This is a genomic window from Paenarthrobacter ureafaciens (genome assembly GCF_004028095.1).
Taxonomy (GTDB): Bacteria; Actinomycetota; Actinomycetes; order Actinomycetales; family Micrococcaceae; genus Arthrobacter; species Arthrobacter ureafaciens.
On record NZ_SBHM01000001.1, the window covers coordinates 12987 to 32881 of the forward strand.

General features: G+C 63.8%; 22 protein-coding genes and 1 pseudogene. 13 read left to right on the forward strand and 10 right to left on the reverse strand.

What is annotated here, in order from left to right; genetic code table 11:
* Positions 1 to 95: 95 nt before the first annotated feature.
* From AUR_RS00065 to AUR_RS00080, 5 genes are read right to left on the reverse strand one after another with little or no spacing between them, the layout of a single operon-like run.
* On the reverse strand, positions 96 to 1406 hold the full coding sequence (locus AUR_RS00065) for an erythromycin esterase family protein (protein WP_062096712.1): 1311 nt from the start codon (positions 1404 to 1406) through the stop codon (positions 96 to 98).
* A 60-nt stretch (positions 1407 to 1466) separates the two neighbouring features.
* Positions 1467 to 1862, reverse strand: a complete 396-nt coding sequence (locus tag AUR_RS20765; protein WP_321171946.1) for a hypothetical protein — start codon at positions 1860 to 1862, stop codon at positions 1467 to 1469.
* On the reverse strand, positions 1856 to 2644 hold the full coding sequence (locus tag AUR_RS20770; RefSeq protein ID WP_321171947.1) for a phosphoribosyltransferase: 789 nt from the start codon (positions 2642 to 2644) through the stop codon (positions 1856 to 1858). The genes AUR_RS20765 and AUR_RS20770 overlap by 7 nt, the downstream gene beginning before the upstream one ends.
* 29 nt (positions 2645 to 2673) lie before the next feature.
* Positions 2674 to 3063, reverse strand: a complete 390-nt coding sequence (locus AUR_RS00075) for a VOC family protein (RefSeq protein WP_062096714.1) — start codon at positions 3061 to 3063, stop codon at positions 2674 to 2676.
* Positions 3064 to 3077: 14 nt separating this feature from the next.
* Positions 3078 to 3824: a glucose 1-dehydrogenase gene (locus AUR_RS00080; protein WP_197521594.1), complete on the reverse strand. Its 747-nt coding sequence runs from the start codon at positions 3822 to 3824 to the stop codon at positions 3078 to 3080.
* Between the two features lie 201 nt (positions 3825 to 4025).
* Between AUR_RS00080 and AUR_RS20435 the strand changes: the two genes are divergently transcribed.
* From AUR_RS20435 to AUR_RS00115, 9 genes and pseudogenes are all read left to right on the forward strand, one after another.
* The gene (locus AUR_RS20435; RefSeq protein WP_225740038.1) at positions 4026 to 4178 is read left to right on the forward strand and encodes a hypothetical protein; all 153 of its coding nucleotides are present in this window, start codon (positions 4026 to 4028) and stop codon (positions 4176 to 4178) included.
* 2 nt (positions 4179 to 4180) lie between these two features.
* Positions 4181 to 4564 (forward strand): AMP-binding protein, encoded by a 384-nt coding sequence (locus AUR_RS20680; RefSeq protein ID WP_277749638.1) that lies wholly within the window; start codon positions 4181 to 4183, stop codon positions 4562 to 4564.
* On the forward strand, positions 4534 to 5844 hold the full coding sequence (locus tag AUR_RS00085; RefSeq protein WP_277749639.1) for an AMP-binding protein: 1311 nt from the start codon (positions 4534 to 4536) through the stop codon (positions 5842 to 5844). Before AUR_RS20680 ends, AUR_RS00085 begins: the two co-directional genes overlap by 31 nt.
* Complete coding sequence (gene pdhA / locus AUR_RS00090; protein WP_225740037.1) at positions 5841 to 6857, forward strand: pyruvate dehydrogenase (acetyl-transferring) E1 component subunit alpha; 1017 nt, start codon at positions 5841 to 5843, stop codon at positions 6855 to 6857. The genes AUR_RS00085 and pdhA overlap by 4 nt, the downstream gene beginning before the upstream one ends.
* Positions 6838 to 7814 (forward strand): annotated as a pseudogene (locus AUR_RS00095) (alpha-ketoacid dehydrogenase subunit beta). The gene pdhA and the pseudogene AUR_RS00095 overlap by 20 nt, the downstream one beginning before the upstream one ends.
* A complete protein-coding gene (locus tag AUR_RS00100; RefSeq protein ID WP_021472148.1) occupies positions 7807 to 9159 on the forward strand; it encodes a dihydrolipoamide acetyltransferase family protein in 1353 nt (450 codons plus the stop codon). Before AUR_RS00095 ends, AUR_RS00100 begins: the two are co-directional and overlap by 8 nt.
* The gene (locus AUR_RS00105; RefSeq protein ID WP_062096717.1) at positions 9156 to 9410 is read left to right on the forward strand and encodes an acyl carrier protein; all 255 of its coding nucleotides are present in this window, start codon (positions 9156 to 9158) and stop codon (positions 9408 to 9410) included. The genes AUR_RS00100 and AUR_RS00105 overlap by 4 nt, the downstream gene beginning before the upstream one ends.
* Positions 9411 to 9685: 275 nt before the next feature.
* A complete protein-coding gene (locus AUR_RS00110; protein WP_082694478.1) occupies positions 9686 to 10969 on the forward strand; it encodes a GAF domain-containing protein in 1284 nt (427 codons plus the stop codon).
* Positions 10970 to 11044: 75 nt separating this feature from the next.
* Positions 11045 to 11494 (forward strand): universal stress protein, encoded by a 450-nt coding sequence (locus AUR_RS00115; protein WP_062096722.1) that lies wholly within the window; start codon positions 11045 to 11047, stop codon positions 11492 to 11494.
* On the opposite strand, the gene AUR_RS00120 is transcribed toward AUR_RS00115, so the two are convergent.
* Positions 11491 to 12468: an IS481 family transposase gene (locus AUR_RS00120; RefSeq protein ID WP_062096667.1), complete on the reverse strand. Its 978-nt coding sequence runs from the start codon at positions 12466 to 12468 to the stop codon at positions 11491 to 11493. The two genes, AUR_RS00115 and AUR_RS00120, sit on opposite strands and share 4 nt — an antisense overlap.
* Before the next feature lie 127 nt (positions 12469 to 12595).
* On the opposite strand from AUR_RS00120, the gene AUR_RS00125 reads away from it, so the two are divergent.
* Both AUR_RS00125 and AUR_RS00130 read left to right on the forward strand, forming a co-directional pair.
* Positions 12596 to 13144, forward strand: a complete 549-nt coding sequence (locus AUR_RS00125) for a flavodoxin family protein (RefSeq protein ID WP_062096725.1) — start codon at positions 12596 to 12598, stop codon at positions 13142 to 13144.
* A complete protein-coding gene (locus AUR_RS00130; RefSeq protein WP_241650825.1) occupies positions 13137 to 13574 on the forward strand; it encodes a pyridoxamine 5'-phosphate oxidase family protein in 438 nt (145 codons plus the stop codon). The genes AUR_RS00125 and AUR_RS00130 overlap by 8 nt, the downstream gene beginning before the upstream one ends.
* Before the next feature lie 147 nt (positions 13575 to 13721).
* Here AUR_RS00130 and AUR_RS00135 read toward each other — a convergent pair whose 3' ends face one another.
* The 3 genes from AUR_RS00135 to AUR_RS00145 form a co-directional block, all read right to left on the reverse strand.
* Positions 13722 to 14585, reverse strand: coding sequence for a universal stress protein (locus AUR_RS00135; protein WP_021472153.1), 864 nt, complete (start codon positions 14583 to 14585; stop codon positions 13722 to 13724).
* A gap of 110 nt (positions 14586 to 14695) precedes the next feature.
* The gene (locus tag AUR_RS00140) at positions 14696 to 16081 is read right to left on the reverse strand and encodes an MBL fold metallo-hydrolase RNA specificity domain-containing protein (protein ID WP_062096727.1); all 1386 of its coding nucleotides are present in this window, start codon (positions 16079 to 16081) and stop codon (positions 14696 to 14698) included.
* Positions 16082 to 16156: 75 nt separating this feature from the next.
* Positions 16157 to 16519 (reverse strand): SPW repeat domain-containing protein, encoded by a 363-nt coding sequence (locus tag AUR_RS00145; RefSeq protein WP_031216466.1) that lies wholly within the window; start codon positions 16517 to 16519, stop codon positions 16157 to 16159.
* 242 nt (positions 16520 to 16761) lie between these two features.
* Here AUR_RS00145 and AUR_RS00150 point away from each other — a divergent pair, with 242 nt between their 5' ends.
* Entirely contained in the window at positions 16762 to 17457 is a 696-nt protein-coding gene (locus tag AUR_RS00150) for a response regulator (protein ID WP_021472156.1), read from the forward strand.
* Between the two features lie 20 nt (positions 17458 to 17477).
* Here the strand turns inward: AUR_RS00150 and AUR_RS00155 are convergent, their stop codons facing one another.
* Positions 17478 to 19190, reverse strand: a complete 1713-nt coding sequence (locus tag AUR_RS00155) for a GAF domain-containing sensor histidine kinase (RefSeq protein ID WP_062099169.1) — start codon at positions 19188 to 19190, stop codon at positions 17478 to 17480.
* Positions 19191 to 19344: 154 nt separating this feature from the next.
* Here AUR_RS00155 and AUR_RS00160 point away from each other — a divergent pair, with 154 nt between their 5' ends.
* Complete coding sequence (locus tag AUR_RS00160; protein ID WP_021472158.1) at positions 19345 to 19812, forward strand: pyridoxamine 5'-phosphate oxidase family protein; 468 nt, start codon at positions 19345 to 19347, stop codon at positions 19810 to 19812.
* The last annotated feature ends 83 nt before the right edge of the window (positions 19813 to 19895 follow it).

Consider the following 19895-nt stretch of genomic DNA (forward strand, 5'->3'; position numbering starts at 1 on the left):
ACCTATTCTTGACGGTTCCCGCCGAGTGGATAAGGGACGAACGGCCCTGTTGCGGAAACCGGCCCTTGTCCGCAGCGGCGGATGCCCGGCATTGCTCAGAAGCCTGTGGGCTCGGTTTCGAGTTCCGGTTCATCGGGAAGATGTTCACGGTGCAGCGGCCGAAGGGCGGTCGTCGTGGGCAACCAGACGAGGCCGTCATAGCGTTGCCCCATGACGGTGGGGACGTAGTTGCCCCGTTCACGCGCAGGGTTGTAGACGACGCCGATGGCTCTGTGCCCGCGCCACGTGGAGAGCCACCGTCCGGCCCGGCCGGCGCCGTAGGCCAAAGCCGACGGCCCATTCAGTGCGCTGTGGAGGAGGTCCTCGTGGCTTCCTTGAATTGCGTTGGGTACGTCCATGGTCTGCCCGGGCGCACCCCAGGAGTGCGCAGCTGTCACTGAGCCACTGTATGAGGCGAAACCGACCAACACTACGGAACCGTGGTGGCGCCGGCGCATCAGTTGTCCGATGTTGACCATGCCGCCGGCTGCCATGTCCGTCGCCCGGGCATCCCCTATGTGCGTATTGTGCGCCCAGATGATTCCCTTCGAACCGGCTCCGTGATGGCGGGACAGCCGGTCTATGGTGTCGCTCATGTGGTAATCCCGGATGTTCCAGGACTGTTCGTCACCGCGGACCATGGTCCGGTAATAATGTTCTGCGTTTGAGGCGACTATTGCGTTCTGCATGACGTCGAAAGCCAGGGGATCCTGTTCCACCCGGCCCAAGGTCTGCCGGTGGACCTCAGCCAGCAGCCCCACAACGTCCGCCTCGCAGGAGCGGGGAACCATCCGGGTAGCCGAGGCATATCGCTGTGGGTCCTCGCCGAATGGCACGAAGCAACGCCATGCCTGCAGCGCCGCGGGAACCGACTCCGGCGCATTGGACTCAAGCCAGCTGAAGATTTCCCGTAGGGAGTCCCACAGGGAATAGACATCCAGCCCGTAAAACCCCGTTCGCCGGTCTTCAGGGCGGCCCAAGTTCCATTGATGCAGCCAGTCGAGGAAGTGCGCTACTTCCCCATTGGCCCACATCCACGTTGGCCAGCGCGAAAAGGCAGCAAGGACCTGCGCCGCGTCAAGATCCTGTTCGGCATGGCCGCGGAGCCACTGGTTGATGCGCCAGCAGTCCGGCCAATCGCCTTCGACTCCGATCCAGGTGAAACCGTGTTCCTCGATGAGGCGCCTGCTCAGGACGGCACGCCAGTGGTAGTACTCCTGTGTTCCGTGGGACGCTTCCCCGAGGCAAACAAAACGGGCAGGTGCGCATAATGTGACCAGGTCGTCCAGGTCCCCGGCGGCCTCAAGGGGACGTGCCAGTGCCCTGATTTCTTCGGATTCCGTTGCGTGGGCGTGGGCTGCGTTCATGGCAGAAGCTCCGACGCCTGGCTTTTGTTTGCGGCGGGCAGCAGGTATCGGGTGAACCAATCAGCAGCCAGCGCAGCCACCTGGTCCAGGGTGCCGGCCTCTTCGAACAGGTGCGTGGCCCCCGGGATGATGTCCAATCGCACGGCAAACGACGGCGGAGATGTTCGCCTGCGGCCCGGCGGCCGCCCACAAGGCTGCACCGGCTCCCGTGCTTGCCCCGAAGTAGCCGATTCCGATCCGGGAGCCGGCATGGCGGGCCTCAATCCACCGCGTTGCGTGGTGAAGCCGCTCCGCGAGGAGTGGAATGTTGAACACATTGGAACGGTCGCGTTCCTCGGCCGGGGTGAGGAGGTCCAGCAGGAGGGTGCCCAGGCCGGCATCATTCAGTGCGCGTGCCACGAAGCGGTTGCGCGGGCTGTGGCGGCTGCTGCCGCTGCCATGGGCGAAGATCACCACGGCCCGGCATCCTGGCGGCTCAGGAGGTTGCCCTGCAGCCGCACCGATCCGGCCGGTATGCCTACTTCATTTCCGTCGCCGTTTTCACTCCCATCGCGGGGTTCGTTCCCGTCGCCCGCGCCGGAGGCCGCCGGCGGGGGCAGCATGCTGGCCGCCGCGTCCAGCAGCCGCACCACTTCCTCGTCTTCCACGGGAGAGAAGTCGCGGTAGTGGTAGCCCACGGCACGGAAGTCCCGGGGCGTCATCAGGCAGATCGTCCCGTCAGCCTCCAGGAAAGAGGCAGCCGTACCCGCCGGTGCCACCGGAACAGCCATAATGACTTTCTGTGCGCCGAGCATCCTGGCCGCACGGCAAGCCACGCGTGCCGTGGAACCAGTGGCGATTCCATCGTCCACAACAATCGCGGTCCGCCCATGAAGGTCCGCGCGCGGGCGGCCCTGGCGGTAGCGGGCCACCCTTTCGTTGAGGAGCCGGCGTTCCCTTTCCTCGACCGCCGCCACGTCCACTTCTGAAAGGCGTGCCCTGGCAACAGTTTCCCGGTCGAGGAACCGTATGTTGCCTTCGCCGATTGCACCCATGGCAAGCTCCGGGTGGAAAGGCACGCCAAGCTTGCGCACCACTATGACGTCAAGGGGAACGCCCAGGGTCTTTGCGACTTCGTAGGCAACCGGCACGCCCCCACGGGGCAACCCCAGGATCACCACGTCATCGAACCGCAGTGCTGCGATTCGCTGTGCAAGTTGCCGGCCGGCGTCCGCACGGTCCGTGTATTCAAGCATCATGACTTACTCTGTTCCGCTGGTGGCGGCCCTCAGGAACCGCCCGGACCTGCGTTCTGCCACAGGCCGATGACATTTCCTTCGGGATCCGTGAAATAGGCATTCCAGCCGCTGCCGGGAACTTCCATCTTTCCCCGGAGCGTGCTGCCTCCGGAGGCGTTGATGCTTTGCAGGGCGGCATCGATATCGGCCACTTCTATGGTCACCACAACCGAGTTCAACCCGGCGTTCCTGCGGTAAATCCCGCCATTGATGGAGGTAGGAGGTGCGTCGGCGGAACCGGGCTGCTGACCGGAAGTCTGCGCAAGGCTGTATTCCGATTCAGGTATCACCTGAAATGACCAGCCGAAATTGGAATGGTAGAAATTCCTTGCCCGGTCTTCATCATCGGCCGGGATCTCAAAATGTACGACGCCGCCCATTGTCGGCCATGCCCTCAAGCACGCTCCGGAACGGTAACCGTTCCGGCAGTATCGCCGCCGTCGATGACGAACTCTGCTCCGGTGACAAATGATGCCTCGTCTGAAGCGAGATAAAGAACAAGGTCGGCAACCTCACCGGGATGGCCCACCCGCCCCATCGCCACATGGCTCATGTCGATGGTCATTCCGGCGGTCATGGGCGTGGAGATGACACCGGGGTGGACTGAGTTGACGCGGATGCCGTGGCGTCCCAAATCCAAAGCGGCACTCTTGCTGAGTCCACGCACGCCGAACTTCGATGCCGTGTACCCGGGAATTTGTTCGTAACCGCGAATACCCGCAATGGAGGAAACGTTGATGATCGAGCCGCCCCTGGACTTTTTCAGGGCCGGTATCGCAGCCTTGATGCCGTTGAAGCAACCGGTCAGGTTCACGGCAATGATGGTGTTCCATTGGTCAAGGGTGTAATCCTCGATCGGGGCAGCATTGACGATTCCGGCATTGTTCACCAGGACATCCAGTCCACCGAATTCATTGACTGCGGTTGCCACTGCCGACTCCCAGTCATCGGGACGGGTGACATCCAGGCGCACCGCTACCGCCCCGGCCCCGATCCGCGCGGCTGTTTCCTTCGCCTCCTCATCCAGCACATCTCCGATCACAACCCTGGCCCCCTCGCCATGGAGGCGGGCGGCCACAGCGGCACCGATGCCCCGGGCGCCGCCACTGATCAGCGCTACTTTGTCGATTAGACGTTCCATAATTGGGTTCTCCATTGCCGGATGGCTGCGTTGCTTCCGCGCGTCGCCATCGATGATCGCAGTTGCCATTTCATGCTCCATGGGAGCGTGTCCCGGCAACAGTGCCGAAAGTCACGGCCTGACCGCGGCGTGGCCGGCCTTACCAGCGCCTCAGGACTTTCGACTCTGGCAGAGGCTCCGCGGGAGCAGTGGCATTGATCCATGAGCGCCCGAACAAGCCAATGGCCGCTGATCCGCAAGGACCTTTCCACCATGAAAGTTCCGCCGAACATGCTGGATTATGGGCGAACACGGGCCGCCTTTTCCTGGGACGATGCCCGCAGTGCGCTGACCGGGACCCCGGGGGCGGGGTGAACATGGCCCTTGAAGCAGTGGACCGGCATGCGGCAGGGCCCCTCGCCAACCAGGACGCGCTGCGCTTCGTCCAAGGCACCGGGGAAGTCCTCAGCGTGAGCTATGGAGAACTGGCGGCGTCTTCGAACCGGTTCGCCAACGTTCTTCAGAGCCTGGGCGTGGCCAAGGGTGATCGTGTATTCTCGCTGATCGGCCGGACACCCGAGCTCTACACAGCCGTTGCGGGCACCTTGAAGAACGGGAGCGTCTTCTGTCCGCTGTTCTTCGCGTTCGGCCCGGAACCCGTAAAGCAGCGCCTGCTCTGGGCGAAGGGAAGGTACTTGTCACCACCCGGGCGCTCTATCGCAAGAAGATCGTGCCGATCCGGGACGCCCTCCCCGAACTGAGGCACGTGTTGCTGACAGACTGCGAAGGCACACCGGATCCGGGCACGGAAGACCTCACGGTGCTGATGCGCGAGGCATCCGCGGACTTCACCCTCCGGCCCACGCAGGCCGGGGATATGGCGTTGCTGCACTTCACCAGCGGAACCACAGGCACTCCCAAAGGTGCCGTACACGTTCACGACGCCGTCACAGCGCACTACATGACCGGACAGTATGCCCTGGATTTTCACCCCGGCGATATCTATTGGTGCACGGCGGACCCCGGGTGGGTGACCGGAACGTCCTACGGCATCATTTCACCGTTGGCGCACGGTCTGACCACGGTTGTGGACCAGGAAGAAATGGACATCGACCGTTGGTACCGGATATTGCAGGATGAATCGGTAACCGTCTGGTACACCGCCCCCACTGCCTTGAGAATGCTCATGAAGGCCGGTGCCGACCGTGCCAGGGACTACGACCTGTCAGCATTGCGGTTCATCGCCAGCGTCGGAGAGCCGTTGAATCCGGAGGTGGTGATGTGGGGCCGGGAAGCATTCGGTCTGCCGATCCACGACAATTGGTGGCAGACCGAAACCGGCGGAATCATGATCTCCAACTACGCTGCCATGGACATCCGCCCTGGCTCCATGGGCAAGCCCCTGCCCGGAATCGATGCCGCGCTGGTTCTGCGGGACAAGGATGACCGCCCGGTTCTCTGCGATGGGGAAGCGATCCTCGTAGAAACGCCGGACACCATCGGCGAACTGGCCCTGAAGCCCGGATGGCCGTCAATGTTCCGGGGGTACCTGAACGAGGAAGAGCGCTACCGCAAGTGCTTCGCAGGTGGCTGGTACCTCACCGGGGACCTGGCCAAGCGCGATGAAGACGGCTACTTCTGGTTCGTCGGCCGCGGCAACGACGTCATCAAGTCCTCGGGGCACCTGATTGGCCCGTTCGAGGTGGAAAGCTGCCTGCTGGAGCATGAGGCAGTGGCTGAAGCGGGGGTGATTGGTGTCCCGGACGCTGTTGCCGGTGAGCTCGTCATGGGGTTTGTGGAGCTCAAATCCGGCTTCGAGCCGACTGAGGACGTCCGTGGGGACATTGTGGCTTTCAGCCGCAGGCGCCTGGGGCCGGCCGTGGCTCCGAAGTCCATTGAGTTCAGCGCCGACCTGCCGAAGACGCGCAGCGGAAAGATTCTCAGGCGGCTTTTGAAGGCACGGTTCCTGGGACTGCCGGAAGGCGATACGTCAACGCTTGAGCCCTCCGGCACGGACGCCCGGCAAGGGAGGCCCTCATGAGGGACCCCATGTCGGCCCCGCCCGGCAGGCTGGATCGCGAAGAAGGGCTCCGACTCCTTCGCCAGATGCTCCGCGTACGCAGGCTTGAGGAACAATGCGTAGAGCTGTACAGTGCATCCCGGATCCGGGGTTTCCTCCACGTCTACATAGGCGAGGAAGCCGTCGCTGCCGGGGTGATGGAGACGCTGGGCCCGGAGGACGCCGTTGTTGCAACCTACCGCGAGCACGGCCACGCACTGCTGCGCGGCGTGGATGCAGGCCGCATCCTGGCGGAAATGTACGGGTGCATCGAAGGTTGTTGCCGGGGAAGGGGCGGCTCCATGCACCTCTTCGATGCCGCTACGAATTTCTACGCTGGCAACGCGATTGTTGCCGGCGGGCTTCCCCTGGCTGTGGGCCTGGCACTTGCCAACAAACTGCAGGGCAAGGAGGGCGTCAGCGTCTGCTTTTTCGGCGAGGGGGCAGTAGCCGAGGGCGAATTCCACGAGAGCCTGAACCTGGCAGCGTTGTGGCAGCTGCCGGTCCTGTTCTGCTGTGAAAACAACCTCTACGCCATGGGCACCGCTTTGGGGCGCTCGCAATCGCAGACGGACATCGCGCTCAAGGCCGCAGGCTACGGTATGCCGGCGTGGGCGGTGGACGGAATGGATGTAAGGGCGGTCAAAGAGGCGTCCCGTCGAGCAGTGGATGCGGTGCGTTCAGGTGGTGGGCCACACTTCCTGGAGTTCCGTACATACCGGTTCCGTGCGCATTCGATGTTCGACCCGGAGCGTTACAGGGACAAGGCCGAAGTCGCCAGGTGGCAGGAACGGGACCCTGTCCTGTTGCTGCGCTCGGCCCTGGAAGCAAACGGCGACCTCTCCGAGGAAGCCTGGAAGGAGCTCGAATCCGCCGTCGACGCCGAGGTGGCAGCCGCCGTCGAGTTCGCGGAAAAGGGGACCTTGGAACCGGTGGAGCAACTGACGCGCTTTGTCTACAGCGACGGGGGAGACGGTGAAAACAAGCTACCGTGAGGCACTCCGGGAAAGTATCCGTGATGCCCTGCAGCGCGATGACAGGGTGTTCCTCATGGGGGAGGACGTGGGTGCCTACGGCGGTTCATTTGCCGTCAGCCTCGGCCTGCTGGAGGAGTTCGGCCCTGAGCGCATCCGGGATACGCCACTTTCCGAGTCGGCCTTCGTCGGTGGCGGTATTGGTGCGGCACTGGGCGGGATGCGTCCCATTGTGGAGATCATGACCGTGAACTTCAGCCTCCTGGCGCTGGACCAGATCGTCAACAACGCAGCTTCGCTGCTGCACATGTCCGGTGGACAGTTCCACGTTCCCCTCGTCATCCGGATGACGACGGGAGCGGGCCGGCAACTTGGCGCCCAACATTCACACAGCCTCGAAGGCTGGTACGCGCACATCCCCGGCGTGAAGATCCTGGCCCCGGCCACTCTCGAGGATGCCAGGGGCATGCTCTGGACCGCCCTGGAAGACCCGGATCCTGTGCTGATTTTTGAGCACGGATCCCCGTACAACGTCGCGGGGGAACTCAGTGACGACGCCGGACCGGTTGACATCAGCTCGGCCGCCCTGCGCCGCAGGGGCAGCGACGTCTCCCTCATTACCTATGGCGGCACCCTTCCGATGGTCCTGGACGCCGCAGGGCAGCTTGCAGCAGAGGGCATCGAAGCCGATGTCCTGGATCTGCGGTCCCTGAGGCCATTGGACGAATCGGCGATAGTGGAAACCGTGTCCCGGACCGGAAAGGCCGTGGTGGTTGACGAGGGCTGGCGCAGCGGGAGCATTTCTGCCGAGATCATCGCCCGCATCATGGAACGTGCCTTTTATGAGCTCGATGCTCCGGTGGCCCGGGTGTGCAGTGCGGAAGTGCCCATTCCCTACTCCAAGCATCTGGAGCTGGCTGCCTGCCTTCTGCGGAAAAGGTAGTAGCTGCCGTGAAAGAAACGATGGGCCATGGTTGATTTCCTCATGCCTTCCCTCGGCGCGGACATGGACCACGGAAAGATCGTCGAATGGCTGGTCAAGCCCGGTGACTACGTCCGCCGCGGCGACATTGTGGCTGTGGTCGATACGGACAAAACAGTCATGGACGTGGAGACCTTTCACGAGGGAGTTGTTTCCGAGCTCCTGACCGGGATCGGTGAGACAGTCCCGGTTGGCACGCCCCTGGCGAGGATCACCCCCACGCCTGCGGAAACCGCACCGGTTCAGCGGGTAAAGGCGCAGAAGCCATCAAGCACGCCTGCGCCGACCCCTCCAGTGCGGCACTTGGCCCACCGTCTGGGGGTGGAAGCCTCGGAGGTGCACGGCACCGGGAAGGACGGCAGGGTCACCCGGGCGGACGTCGAACATGCCGTGACCGCCGGAACGCGGAAAGAGGTAAAGTCCTCGCCCCGGGCCAGGCGCCTGGCGCACGAATCGAAGGTGGACATGGCACTGGTCACCGGAACCGGTCCCGGTGGTGCCGTGACCGAGGCCGACGTCAGGCGCTACCTCCTGCAATCACCCGACGGCGGCACAACAGTCCACCCAGGGGACGTACCCGGGACTGCCGGGCCCCCGGAAAGCGGGGGACAACCGCCAAACAATCTGCCCGCCGGTCCGCTGGCCGGTCCGCCGGCTCTGCACGACACGCCGGAACGGGCCGATACTTTGCGGCGCGCCATCGGGACGCTGATGGAGCGGTCGAAGAAAACCATCCCGCACTACTACTTGACGGAGACACTGGACCTTGAACACGCGGTCCAGTGGATGACGGCAACCAACGCCCAGAGGGCCGTGGCGGAGCGTTTGGTGGCCTCCGTGCTGTTGCTCAAAGCAGCCGCTGTGGCGGCCCGTGATGTGCCTGAAGTGAATGGATTCTTCCAGGACGGCGGGTTCCAGCCGGCGTCGTCGGTTCACTTGGGAGTTGCAGTGGCACTGAGGCGCGGAGGACTGGTGGCGCCGGCCATCCACGACGCTGACACCTTGTCCTTGGATGAACTCATGAAACGGCTCAAGGACCTGGTGAGCCGTGCCCGGTCGGGTCGTTTGCTGCGCGCGGAGATGGCCGACCCCACGGTCACTGTGACCAACCTTGGCGATTTGGGCGTGGAGAGCGTCTATGGCGTGATCTATCCGCCACAGGTGGCGATGATCGGAATCGGCCGGGTGAGCGAACAGGCTTGGGCGCGGAACGGGATGGTGGGGATCCGCCACGTGGCGGTTGCCACGCTGTCCGCCGATCACAGGGTCAGCGACGGCCTGCGTGGTGCGCGATTCCTGAACCGCATGAATGAGCTGCTGCAGGAACCGGAGGAGCTATGACCCACGATGAAGCACGCGATGCCGTCCAAGCCGCCCTGGGCGTGGTTGCTCCGGACATAGACCTGGACGAGGTCGAAGGCCGATCCCGTCTTCGACAGGATCTTGAGCTGGATTCCGTCGATTTCCTGAGGTTGGTGGAAACCTTGGACGTTCAGACAGGCGTCAACATTCCGGAAAGCGACTATCCCAAAGTGGGTACCGTGGACGGACTCATCGACTATCTCGCCTCCGGCGGAGCAGGGGACCGCTAGTCCGGAGCGGGCTATGGCACCCCAGCCCATGACTTCCGGAGTCATCCGGTTATGGCTAGCATGGCCTTGAAGTACCCGATTCCGCATACGCCTGCGGATGAGGGGCGGCCCGGTTAACGGCAGAAGCTGAACTTGGTTGTTGTCCGACCGGTTCTGCGGCTGCGTGATACGAATCGTTGCGTTCTTGATCTTGGGGACCGTAAACCGGCTGGATTTGCACGTTAGCCGGTTCAGGAGGTCCGGACATGCAAGGCACAGAGGGCTGGACTTCCCCTATGAAGGGCCGGGTCGACTTGCTGCTCAGGGAGTTCGTGGCCCGTGCAGACGAATTGCTCCATGCCCAGGAGCAGATGAACGGCCTGCTGGCAGCCGTCGTGTCCATTGCCGAGGACTTGAGCCTTGAAGCAGTCCTTGACCGCGTCGTGAATTCTGCCTGCCTCCTGCTGGATGCGCGGTTCGGGGCGTTGGGGGTGATAGGGGAGGACCAGCGCCTCAGCCACTTCATCACCGTTGGTATCGATGAGGAAGGGATCAGGTCGATCGGGGACCTGCCCACCGGGCACGGGGTACTGGGTCACCTGATCAGGGAACCTGCGCCCCTGCGTCTTCATGACCTTGGAAAGCATCCGATGGCGGTTGGCTTTCCGCCGCACCATCCGCCCATGAAGACTTTCCTGGGCGTACCCATCCGGGTGCGTGACACGGTGTTCGGCAACCTGTACCTCACCGAGAAGAAAAACGGCCAGGACTTTACGCGCGCTGACGAGGACCTGGCGGTGGCGCTTGCTGCTGCAGCAGGCGTCGCTATCCAAAATGCCCGGCTTTTCGATGAGAGCAATCGGCGGAGGCGCTGGTTGGAGGCCGGTATGGAGCTCGCCAGCCTGCTGATTGCCGGAGAGCCCGACGGCGGCCAGACGGACCTTGATCGCGTGGGGGAAGCTGCCGTGCATGCTTCGGACTCAGTCTTGGCGGTGATTGCTGTTCCGGACCCGGAGGGGACCCTGCGTTGCCGGTCCGCCGTGGGAGTCCAAGGGATGTACGCGGGCCAGGAGTTGCCGGGTTCCGAGGTAGGCGGTGCCGTGCAGGAATCCGGCCAGTCACGCCTTATCCATGATGCTTCCACGGCATTGGGAGTAGGCATGTCGGAGAAGCTTGGCACCGTGCTTGTGTCTGCGCTGGGCCACCGTGGCACGGACAACGGAGTGCTGATGCTCGCAAGGGCCGCGGGAGCCCCTGCCTTCACGCATTCAGACCTTGAATCCAGCGCTTTGTTCAGCAGCAGGATCGGTTTGGCGCTGGATCTTGCCCGGGCCAGTGCCCGGAGGGAACAGAACGTAGTGTTGTCAGATCGCGAGCGGATCGCCCGTGACCTGCACGACCTGGTGATCCAGCGTTTGTTCGCCGCAGGGCTTGGGATCCAGAACCTCAAGAGGTTCGTCGACGACCCGGCCGGACATGAACGGATGCAGGCCGTCTCCCGGGAACTCGACGGCATCATCCACGCCCTGCGGGCCACCATTGAAGAGCTCCGCGCCGATCCGCCGGGAGAGACGGAGTGACTTTCGGCCCTGTTACTTACCATCCCGCCGGGTGATCCTGACCTGACGGAGCGCGAGACGAGCAGGAGGCCAAGGATGCACCAGGAGACCCCGGGCAGCGGGATCGTCGTGGGAGTTGATGGATCCGAGGCGTCCATCGCAGCGCTGCGTGAGGCCCGCCGGCTTGCTGATGCCACGGGGCAGACTGTGGAGGCCACTGCGTTCTGGGACTATCCCCAAATAGTTGACGGCTACGTTGCCGTGGGGATCGGTCGCTTTGAAGATGCAGCGGCTGAGATATTGCAGCAGTCGGTGGAGAAGGCCTTCGGCCCGGCCCTCCCGGACAATGCGGTGACCCGCCTGGTACGCGGCCATCCCCGGCAGGGGCTCATAGAGGCCAGCCGGAACGCCGGCATGGTGGTGGTGGGGCGTCGGGGGCATGGTGGTTTTGGCGGCCTCCTGCTGGGGTCGGTCAGCTCGGCATGTGTTGCCCATGCCCATTGCCCTGTCCTTGTGGTGCATGCGCCGGAAACAGACGTCCACTAGGTGTAATTCCCACTGAGGTTGTGAACGCGGCTGATGGGGGTTTTGCCTCCGATGCCGGTATGGGTTCGGTGATGATTGTAATGGTGGAGCCATGCCGGGTAGGTGGCGGCGCGCTCGGTTTCTGAGGTGTAGGGCCGGGCGTAGGCCCATTCGGTGGCGAGGGTGCGGTTGAAGCGTTCCACCTTGCCGTTGGTTTGGGGTCGGTAGGGGCGGGTGCGCCGGTGTTTGAGGTGCGGTCCCAGGGCTGCTGCGAAGGTCCGGGAGCGGTAGCAGGACCCGTTGTCCGTGAGCACCGCTTTGACGGTGATGCCGTGGGCGGCGAAGAATGCGGCGGCTCGCAGCCAGAAGGCGGCGGCCGTTTCCTTCTTTTCGTCGTTGAGGATTTCGGAGTACGCGAGCCGGGTGTGGTCATCGACGGCATGATGCAGGTAGGCATAACCGGTCCCGGCACGGCGGTTCCGCTGCCCCTTGGCGCGTCCGAGGGCGCGGTGTCCGCCGCCGTCGGGGATGCGCCCAAGCTTCTTGATGTCCACGTGGATCAGGTCTCCGGGGTTCTCGTGCTCGTAGCGCTGCGGTGCAGGTGTGCGAACGGGCAGACCGGTGCCCTGATCCAGGCAGGCCAGCCGGGGCATCCGGTACCGGGTCAGGACCTTGCCGACGGTGGAGCGGGCCAAGCCCAGGTGGGCCGCTATCCGGTGCGGTCCCCACCGCCGATTGAACCTCAACCCCACAATGCGGCGTTCGGTGCGTACGGGGGTGCGTTTCGGGCTCCGCCGCGGGCGGGAGGACGCGTCAGCCATGCCGTCCTCACCACGGACCCTGTAGCGGTCCACCCACTTCTTGGCCGTCGCTGGTGAGCATTGAAAACGTTCCGCGGCCCGGCGCAACGTCCAGCCCTCCTCAACGACCAAACGGGCCAGCTTCGCCCTGGCCTTAGGTGTCAGATCGGCGTTGGCATGGGTAACGTAGGACAACGAGAGCCTCCTGGCGTCGAGATGAGTGTGGTAACCCAAATCGATACCGGAGGCTTTCGCCTTTTACATCACGCCACGCTGTTCACAACCTCCATGGGAACTACAACTAGGGAGCAGCAGGGGAGCAATGGAAGCTTTGGTGATCTACGAGTCGATGTACGGCAACACCCGGCGGGTCGCGGAGGCCATTGCCGACGGACTGGGTGGGGCAGTTGCTGCCAGCGTCGTTCCGGTCGGTGATGTTGAGGAGGGACGGATCATCGGATGCGATCTTGTGGTCGTTGGCGGCCCGACCCACGTTCACGGCATGAGCAGGCCCTCAACCCGGCGACGGGCAGCCGACGTCGGATCCGCCACCGGGGAACTCGACGTGAGTACGCAGATCAACGTAGGCGTCCGCGAATGGTTGGCGGCAACCCGCGCGGCTGTGCCCGGGCAGAACGCAGTGGCCTTCGATACGCGGAACCATGGCCTGGAAATCATCACCGGCAGCGCGGCGCGGGGTATCAGCGAAGGACTGCGCAAAGCCGGATTCCAGCTCCTGGCAGATGGTGAGAGCTTCGAAGTAGGTCCCGGACCAGCAGTGGACCAGGAGGAAATTGACCGGGCCTCCCGTTGGGGTGCTGAACTGGCGCAATTACTTGTAGAACAACAGACCGGAGAAAATGATGAATGAGACGCAGCCTGCCCGACTCGATGGAGCCCGCCACGTCAGCGAAGAATTATCCCCCGAGCGCTGCTGGGAGCTGCTGCGGTCCGAAGAAACAGGCCGGGTGGGCTTTGTACACCATGGCCGCGTGATGATTCTTCCGGTGCATTACCTGGTCCGTGACCACGCCATCTATTTTCGGACGGCGCCTTCCGGTTTCATTGGAGAACCGTCGGCCCGGCTCCAGACGTCCTTCCAGGTCGACCACACCTGGCCGGACCGGAGCGAAGGCTGGTCGGTACTGGTCAGCGGGCCGTCCTCCCACGTCCTGGAAGAAGAAACCATCAAGGAGCTGTGGGGCAAAGTGATGCCCGAACCCTGGGCCGGTGGTGAACGGACTCTGTTTATCCGCATCCAGGCGGACCTCATTTCCGGACGCCATGTGCATCTGAGCTAGGATCAGTGCCCCTCAAATTCCTGGCCCACGCAGACTCCAGGCCACCCAAACTCCCAACCCACCCAAACTCCCAGCCCACGCAAAAATCCGGCTGCCCCTTGCTGGTGATCAGCAAGGGGCAGCCGGATCTGCGTGGGGACGCCGGGGTCAGCCCTTGTGCTTGACCGGCTTCACCCTGGTGATGATGGTCGGGCACGGCAGTTTCGCAAGAACGGCATGTGCGGTGGAACCAAGCATCAGGCGTTTGAAGCTGCCGCGGCCGCGGCTGCCGACAACCAGCAAGGATGCGGTCTTTGCAGCTCCCAGCAGCGCCTCTGCCGGGCTTCTGTCTGTCTGCAGCACTTGGTGGACCGTGAGGTCAGGGTAGGTATCGGCCAGGCCGGCCACCGTCTCGGCGAGCACCACCCGTTCTTCTTCCTCGATGATGCCGTTGAAGTCACCGCCCGGCATCCCCCTGCTGAGCCATGGATCCGGGAGCCGGAAGGCGTGCAGCACGGTCAGTTCCTGCCCTGTCCGGTCGGCCTCGGCAGCGGCGAAGCCCACCGCCTGGATGGATTCTTCGGATCCGTCCGCCCCGACCAGCACGCCTTGGCGGGTGCTGAGGTCATGTTCGCCGATCACGGCCACCGGGCACTGCGCGACCGCCGCGACCTGGAGCGCACGGTCGGTGAGTGAACCACCAACCCAACTGTGGCCGGAACCGATCACCACCATGGAGGCCTTCTTGGACTTTTTCCGCAGCGAGTAACCGGGTGCGCCGTGGACCAGGTCCGTGCTGAGGCTGACCGTCGGTTCCATCTTGGCGGCGCGGTCCTTGGCATCTGAAAGGAGGGCAGCGCCGGAGTTGCGGATCCAGTCGTTGTAGCCAACAGCGTCATAAGCCCACCTGTCGTCCACGGCATGGACGAGGAGGACGGGCAACTTCAGCGCGGCCGCCCGGTGCATCGCCCAACGCATTGCCGCTTCACTGCTGGGAGAGTCGCCGACACCGACGACAATGGCCTCACTCATGACTGATCCTCATCTTCTTGAAGGTCGCCCGGTCGCGACGCCGGGTCGTGTCACTCCAGTCTTGACCAGCGCTGATGTGATGGTTAGGGCCCTAAGTCCCGGAGCAGGGCCTAAGCCGGATCGTTCAAGCTGATCGTCTCCAGGTATTCGGGGACGCGGGCCTTCCAGCCCAGCTCGTGTTTGATGCGCAACCGCAAAGCATCCGATGCTTCCGGCTCGCCGTGCGTGATGTACGTCATCCGCGGGGCCTTCGGTGCCGTGCGCATCCACCGGATGATGGCATCGGCGTCGGCATGGGCGCTGTAGCCTTCCAGTTGCACAACTTCGGCCCGGATATGGACGTCCCGGCCGTAGATGCGAAGGTCGCGTGTTCCTGCCGCGAGGGTGGCTCCCCGGGTCCCGCCGGCCTGATAGCCGCTCAGGACCACCGTGTTCCTGGGATCCCCGCCGTATGCCTCAATGTGATGGAGGACCCTGCCGCCCGTGAGCATCCCGCTGGCAGAGATGATGATCATGGGCCCTCCCCGAAGGTTCAGGAGCTTGGAATCATCGGCAGTGCGGGTCATGGTGGCCAGCTGGTACATGGCATTGAACTCTTCGGGCTTGAGGCGATGCTCCTCCGGGTGCTGTTGGTACATGTACGACGCATCAATGGCCATCGGACTGTTGAGATAGATAGGGACCTCGGGTATAGCGCCTTTCAGTCGGAGCCGCGCCAACTGCAGCAGGAGCGTTTCCGCCCTGCCGACGGCGAAGGCAGCTATCAGAACGACGCCGCCCCGTTTCACCGTGCGCCTCACCACATCACCTAATTCGCTTTCCGCATCGCCCGGCGGGTGCTGCCGGTTCCCGTAGGTCGATTCGGTGACGAGCACGTCAACGGCTTCCAGGTCCCGGGGTGGGTACATAAAGGGATCATCCGCGCGGCCAAGATCACCGGTGAAATGCACCGAGGCGTTTCCGGCCTGGAGCCGGATCTGGGCCGCGCCAAGGATATGGCCGGCTGGTACGAATACCGCTTCGAAGCCGGTTCCTATCTGCAATGGAGTGTCGAAGTCGACAGGTCGGAAACTCTGCAGTGACCGCGTCGCATCCAAGGCGGTGTACAGGGGCAGCACGGGGTCGTGCTGGGAGGAACCGGCATGCGCGGCGTGCCTCGCTTCCTCTTCCTGGAGGTGCCCGCTGTCCATCAACAGAAGCTTGGAGAGTTGGCTCGTCCCCTGCGTGCTGTAGACCGGGCCGCGGAAGCCGTCCCTGACCAGCAGGGGAAGGTACCCGGTGTGGTCAAGGTGGGCATGGGTCAGGAGGACTGCGTCGATCGACGACGGACTTACCGGGAACGGCCTGCGGTTGCGTTCCCGGAGGCGTTTGTACCCTTGGAAGAGACCGCAGTCCACCAGCACGCGGGTGCCCTGATGGTCGAGGAGGTACCTGGATCCTGTCACTGTATCTGTAGCCCCCAGGAACCTGAGGCTGGCAACGTCGCTGTTCTTCATTGTTCCTCCCGGACCTCCGTTGGACAGGAAAAATCCGGCGCAGCGGAGTCCGCAGCGCCGGATGTGTTATTGGGTTCAGGGTGCCGCTGCAACGTGGTGGTGCCGGTATTCCTCGGTGCTTGGCCTGATGGCAAAGGCTGTGACAACCAGGGCGACTGCCCCGGCGATCCATGCCGTCCAGGCTGCTCCGGTAGCCGAGGCGTAGTTGCCCAGCCAGGGGGCCAGCAGCAGGACTACGGCCACCAGTGCTTGTGCCCACTCAACAACCGGCATTCCCGGGAGGGCGAGGTTGATGGCTCCGCTGATGACCAGCAGGACACCCAAGGTGACCATCATCGCCGTCGACATTCCTGTTTGGGAGGTCCAGAGGACCGACAGCGCCGTGTAGGCGCCTGCTGCGACAACAACGTAATCCTGCCATCGCGTCCACTTCTTCATGGGGATCATGCTCCTTCATTTCCTTGATACCGGAAGCAACCGTTACGTCCCCGGTATCCTGTAGTTCCAGATTCCCCTTCCACCGGGCTGCGCAACAGGGCCGAAAGTCACCGCCCGCGTAGGCCTTTGGTCCCTTGCTTGGATCAGGCGGGCAGACAAGAATCGGAATGCACCACGTAGGTGCAGAATCCACTACATGGGTTGAGGCTATAGGCGCACGCTGTGCGCCGGACGGGAGGGTCATGTTCGCGGACGCGCCCGCTACGAGCGGCGACCACACTCCCGGAGTTTTGCGGGTCTTCATCCTTGACGACCATGAATTGGTACGGCGGGGCCTGCAGGAGCTGTTGGAAAACGAAGGCTTCCTGGTAGTAGGGATGTCGGGTTCGGCAGAGGAGGCGGCCCGAAGGATCCCGGCGTTGCGGCCGGACATTTCGGTCCTGGACGCGCGCCTGCCGGACGGCACCGGCATTGAAGTATGCCGCAACGTCCGGTCGGTCGATCCGTCGCTGAACTGCGTTATTCTCACCAGTTACGACGACGAGCAGGCCCTCAGGGGAGCGATCATCGCCGGCGCGGCCGGCTACATACTCAAGGAAATCGGCGGCAGCGACCTGCTGGGTGCTCTGCGCCGCGCGGCGCACGGAGAATCCCTGTTCGACGAGGCGGTCAAGGCCCGGGTTGTGCAGGGGCTCACCGAACCCAAACGGGACGATCCCAGGCTGGCGGCACTGACGCCCCAGGAGCGGAGGGTCCTGAAGTTCGTCGGCGAAGGCCTGACCAACCGGCAAATCGGAGAAGAGATGCTGCTGGCAGAGAAGACCGTCAAGAACTACGTGTCCTCCCTGCTGGCCAAGTTGGGATTCGAACGCCGGACGCAGGCGGCGGTCTACATGGCGCATAGCCCCGACGAAGCCGACGGCGGGCCCGCGCACTGAGTAGACCGCGCACTGGACCGTCAGCGCAGGGGAACGGACCACGTCAACGATGTGCCGTCGCCCGGGGTGCTGGTGACGGCACAGGAACCATTGAGGTCGGCTGCCCTCTTTGCCATGTTGGCCAAGCCGTTTCCTGAACCGGGATGGCGGAAGCCCCGGCCGTCATCCCTGACTTCCACAGTCAGGGCATCGGCCGTCATGCCGACGGTGACGTTGATGGTTTGTGCGTCCGAGTGCCGCACCGCGTTGCTCAAGGCTTCGGAGATGACTGCCAGCAAGTGCTCGATGACGATCTCGTCCTCCACCACGTCAAGGGCACCGATCAGGGTGAGGTGGGGCGCGAACGGGAGAGAGGCCGATGCCGACTGCACCGTCTCGACAATCCGGCTGCTGACCAATTGGCGGCCGGCAGCAGCTGCCCGCAGCGAGTAGATGGTGTTGCGCAGGTCCCGGATGCTGGAATCGAGCTGATCAGTGATGGCGTCGATCCGGTCCGGAGCTTCAGGGGCTGTGGTGTAGCGCCGCAGGCTCTGGATGCTCAGTCCTGCCGCGAACAGTCTTTGGATGACGAGGTCGTGCAGGTCCCGTGCGATCCGGTCCCTGTCGGTGGAGACCACCGACTCTTCCCGGTACCTTCGGATTCTGTCCAAGGCAAGGGCCAAGGCTACGTGCGAACCGAACACAGCGGACATTTCCACATCCGTTTGCCTGAACGGTTCGGAGTCGGAGTCCCGCACCGAGACCAGCAGGCCATAGTGGGTTCCTTGGGCGCTCAAGTCCACGGCCAGTAATTTTGCGGGGTTGGATGGCACGCCCGGGCCAAGGAGGTTCCAAGGGTCATCCACGGCGGTGCTTCGCCCCGTGAGAGCAATGTCCTTCATCCCGGTCGGACCGACTGTCAGCTTCCGGCCCTTCAGATCGCCGGCACCCTTGCCGACGGCAGCGGCCACAGTGTAAGTACCATTCCTGTCTGCCGGAGTCAGTGCGAGTGCCACCAGGCCATCCGTCGGGCGGGCCGCAGCCTCAGCGACGACGCGGAAAGCAGCGTGCTCGGTGTGGTCCTCCCTGCTGTCCTCCAGCAGGTAGCCGGTGGCATCCATGCAGGCCTCCAGCCAGGATGCCCGCCGTTGGGCGTCCTCGTACAGTCGGGCATTTTCAATCGCCACGCCGGCGGCCGCGGCAAGTGCCACAGCCAGGTCCTCGTCCTCGGGCGTGAAGTCTTCTCCACCTTCCTTTTCCGTGAGGTAAAGATTCCCGAAGACGGCGTCGCGGACCCTGATGGGTACCCCGAGGAACGTTTTCATTGGCGGATGATGTGCGGGAAATCCGTAGGATTTGGGATGTTGCCGCAGGTCATGCAGGCGCAGGGGTGCAGGCCCTGTGATCAGGAGCCCCAGTACTCCGTGGCCGGTGGGAAGAGGACCAATGCGCTCGGCGAGTTCCTGGTCGATACCGACGGTGACGAAGTGGCTGAGGGTGCTGTCCTCGCCGATGACGCCCAGCGCTCCGTAGCGGGCATGAAGCAAGTGGCACGCCGAATCCACCACGCGTTTCAGGACCGTTTCCAGGCTCAGTTCTCCGGCAACGGTCACCACGGCTTCGAGCAAGCCCCGGGTCCGTTCCTCGGCCATGAGCAGTTCGTCCGCCCGGGACATGAAGGTCCGCAAGAGTGCCTCAAGGGGAATGGCGGCCGCCGGTGGTTCGTCCGGTGACGACTGGTAAGGGTGGCTCATCATCGTCTTTCCGCGGTGCCGGCCAGGGAGTGCGGCGCCGTCGTGCAAAGATTACTCCGGACCCGACGGCGCTGGCGATACTGTTGCGCGCGGGACGGGAGGGACGGGCCTTTCTACCCTGTCCAACCGCACTTTCCGGGTTTACCGTCTAGCCATGGACAAGCGTGCAGTACCCGAAATCGAAAACCTCGACGTCAAGCAGTGCTGGGAGTTGCTTCGAAGCGTGTCGGTGGGACGGCTGGCCGTCTGGGCCGGCGACCACCCGGACATCTTCCCCATCAACTACAAGGTGGACCACGGGACCTTGGTCTTCCGGACGGGTGAGGGGACAAAACTCCACACAGTTTTGGGGGCCACCCCTGTAGCCGTTGAGGCCGACGGCGTGGACACCGCTTCGGGGGTGGCGTGGAGCGTGGTGCTCAAGGGAAAGGCCGAAAGCATCAAGCTGACCCAGGACGTCCTTGACACGGTCGGGCTGCTGCTTTTCCCGTGGCAGGCAGGGCGCAAGGACCACTTCATCCGGGTTGTGCCGACGTCGATGACCGGGCGTCGCTTCAAGATCACCGAGCCGTTGACCTGGTGGAGCCCCCTGGATGATGCCACCCGCGCCGGCCTCGAGTGACTTCCCGGCCCGGCGGTCCGGGACCCAAGGGCGGTCCGGGACCTACGGCCCTAACGGGGGCGCCCCGGCACGGTTAGCGTCAG

Coding starts and splice junctions, on each gene's coding strand:
- pdhA (WP_225740037.1), top strand. CDS start 5,841: ATGAGGGACCCCATGTCGGCCCCGCCCGGCAGGCTGGATCGCGAAGAA.
- AUR_RS00155 (WP_062099169.1), bottom strand. CDS start 19,190: ATGAGCCACCCTTACCAGTCGTCACCGGACGAACCACCGGCGGCCGCC.
- AUR_RS20770 (WP_321171947.1), bottom strand. CDS start 2,644: ATGATGCTTGAATACACGGACCGTGCGGACGCCGGCCGGCAACTTGCA.
- AUR_RS00125 (WP_062096725.1), top strand. CDS start 12,596: ATGGAAGCTTTGGTGATCTACGAGTCGATGTACGGCAACACCCGGCGG.
- AUR_RS00080 (WP_197521594.1), bottom strand. CDS start 3,824: ATGGAACGTCTAATCGACAAAGTAGCGCTGATCAGTGGCGGCGCCCGG.
- AUR_RS00135 (WP_021472153.1), bottom strand. CDS start 14,585: ATGAGTGAGGCCATTGTCGTCGGTGTCGGCGACTCTCCCAGCAGTGAA.
- AUR_RS00115 (WP_062096722.1), top strand. CDS start 11,045: ATGCACCAGGAGACCCCGGGCAGCGGGATCGTCGTGGGAGTTGATGGA.
- AUR_RS00140 (WP_062096727.1), bottom strand. CDS start 16,081: ATGAAGAACAGCGACGTTGCCAGCCTCAGGTTCCTGGGGGCTACAGAT.
- AUR_RS00150 (WP_021472156.1), top strand. CDS start 16,762: ATGTTCGCGGACGCGCCCGCTACGAGCGGCGACCACACTCCCGGAGTT.
- AUR_RS00110 (WP_082694478.1), top strand. CDS start 9,686: ATGAAGGGCCGGGTCGACTTGCTGCTCAGGGAGTTCGTGGCCCGTGCA.
- AUR_RS20680 (WP_277749638.1), top strand. CDS start 4,181: ATGGCCCTTGAAGCAGTGGACCGGCATGCGGCAGGGCCCCTCGCCAAC.
- AUR_RS00065 (WP_062096712.1), bottom strand. CDS start 1,406: ATGAACGCAGCCCACGCCCACGCAACGGAATCCGAAGAAATCAGGGCA.
- AUR_RS00130 (WP_241650825.1), top strand. CDS start 13,137: ATGAATGAGACGCAGCCTGCCCGACTCGATGGAGCCCGCCACGTCAGC.
- AUR_RS00100 (WP_021472148.1), top strand. CDS start 7,807: ATGGTTGATTTCCTCATGCCTTCCCTCGGCGCGGACATGGACCACGGA.
- AUR_RS00075 (WP_062096714.1), bottom strand. CDS start 3,063: ATGGGCGGCGTCGTACATTTTGAGATCCCGGCCGATGATGAAGACCGG.
- AUR_RS00105 (WP_062096717.1), top strand. CDS start 9,156: ATGACCCACGATGAAGCACGCGATGCCGTCCAAGCCGCCCTGGGCGTG.
- AUR_RS00160 (WP_021472158.1), top strand. CDS start 19,345: ATGGACAAGCGTGCAGTACCCGAAATCGAAAACCTCGACGTCAAGCAG.
- AUR_RS20435 (WP_225740038.1), top strand. CDS start 4,026: ATGAGCGCCCGAACAAGCCAATGGCCGCTGATCCGCAAGGACCTTTCC.
- AUR_RS00145 (WP_031216466.1), bottom strand. CDS start 16,519: ATGAAGAAGTGGACGCGATGGCAGGATTACGTTGTTGTCGCAGCAGGC.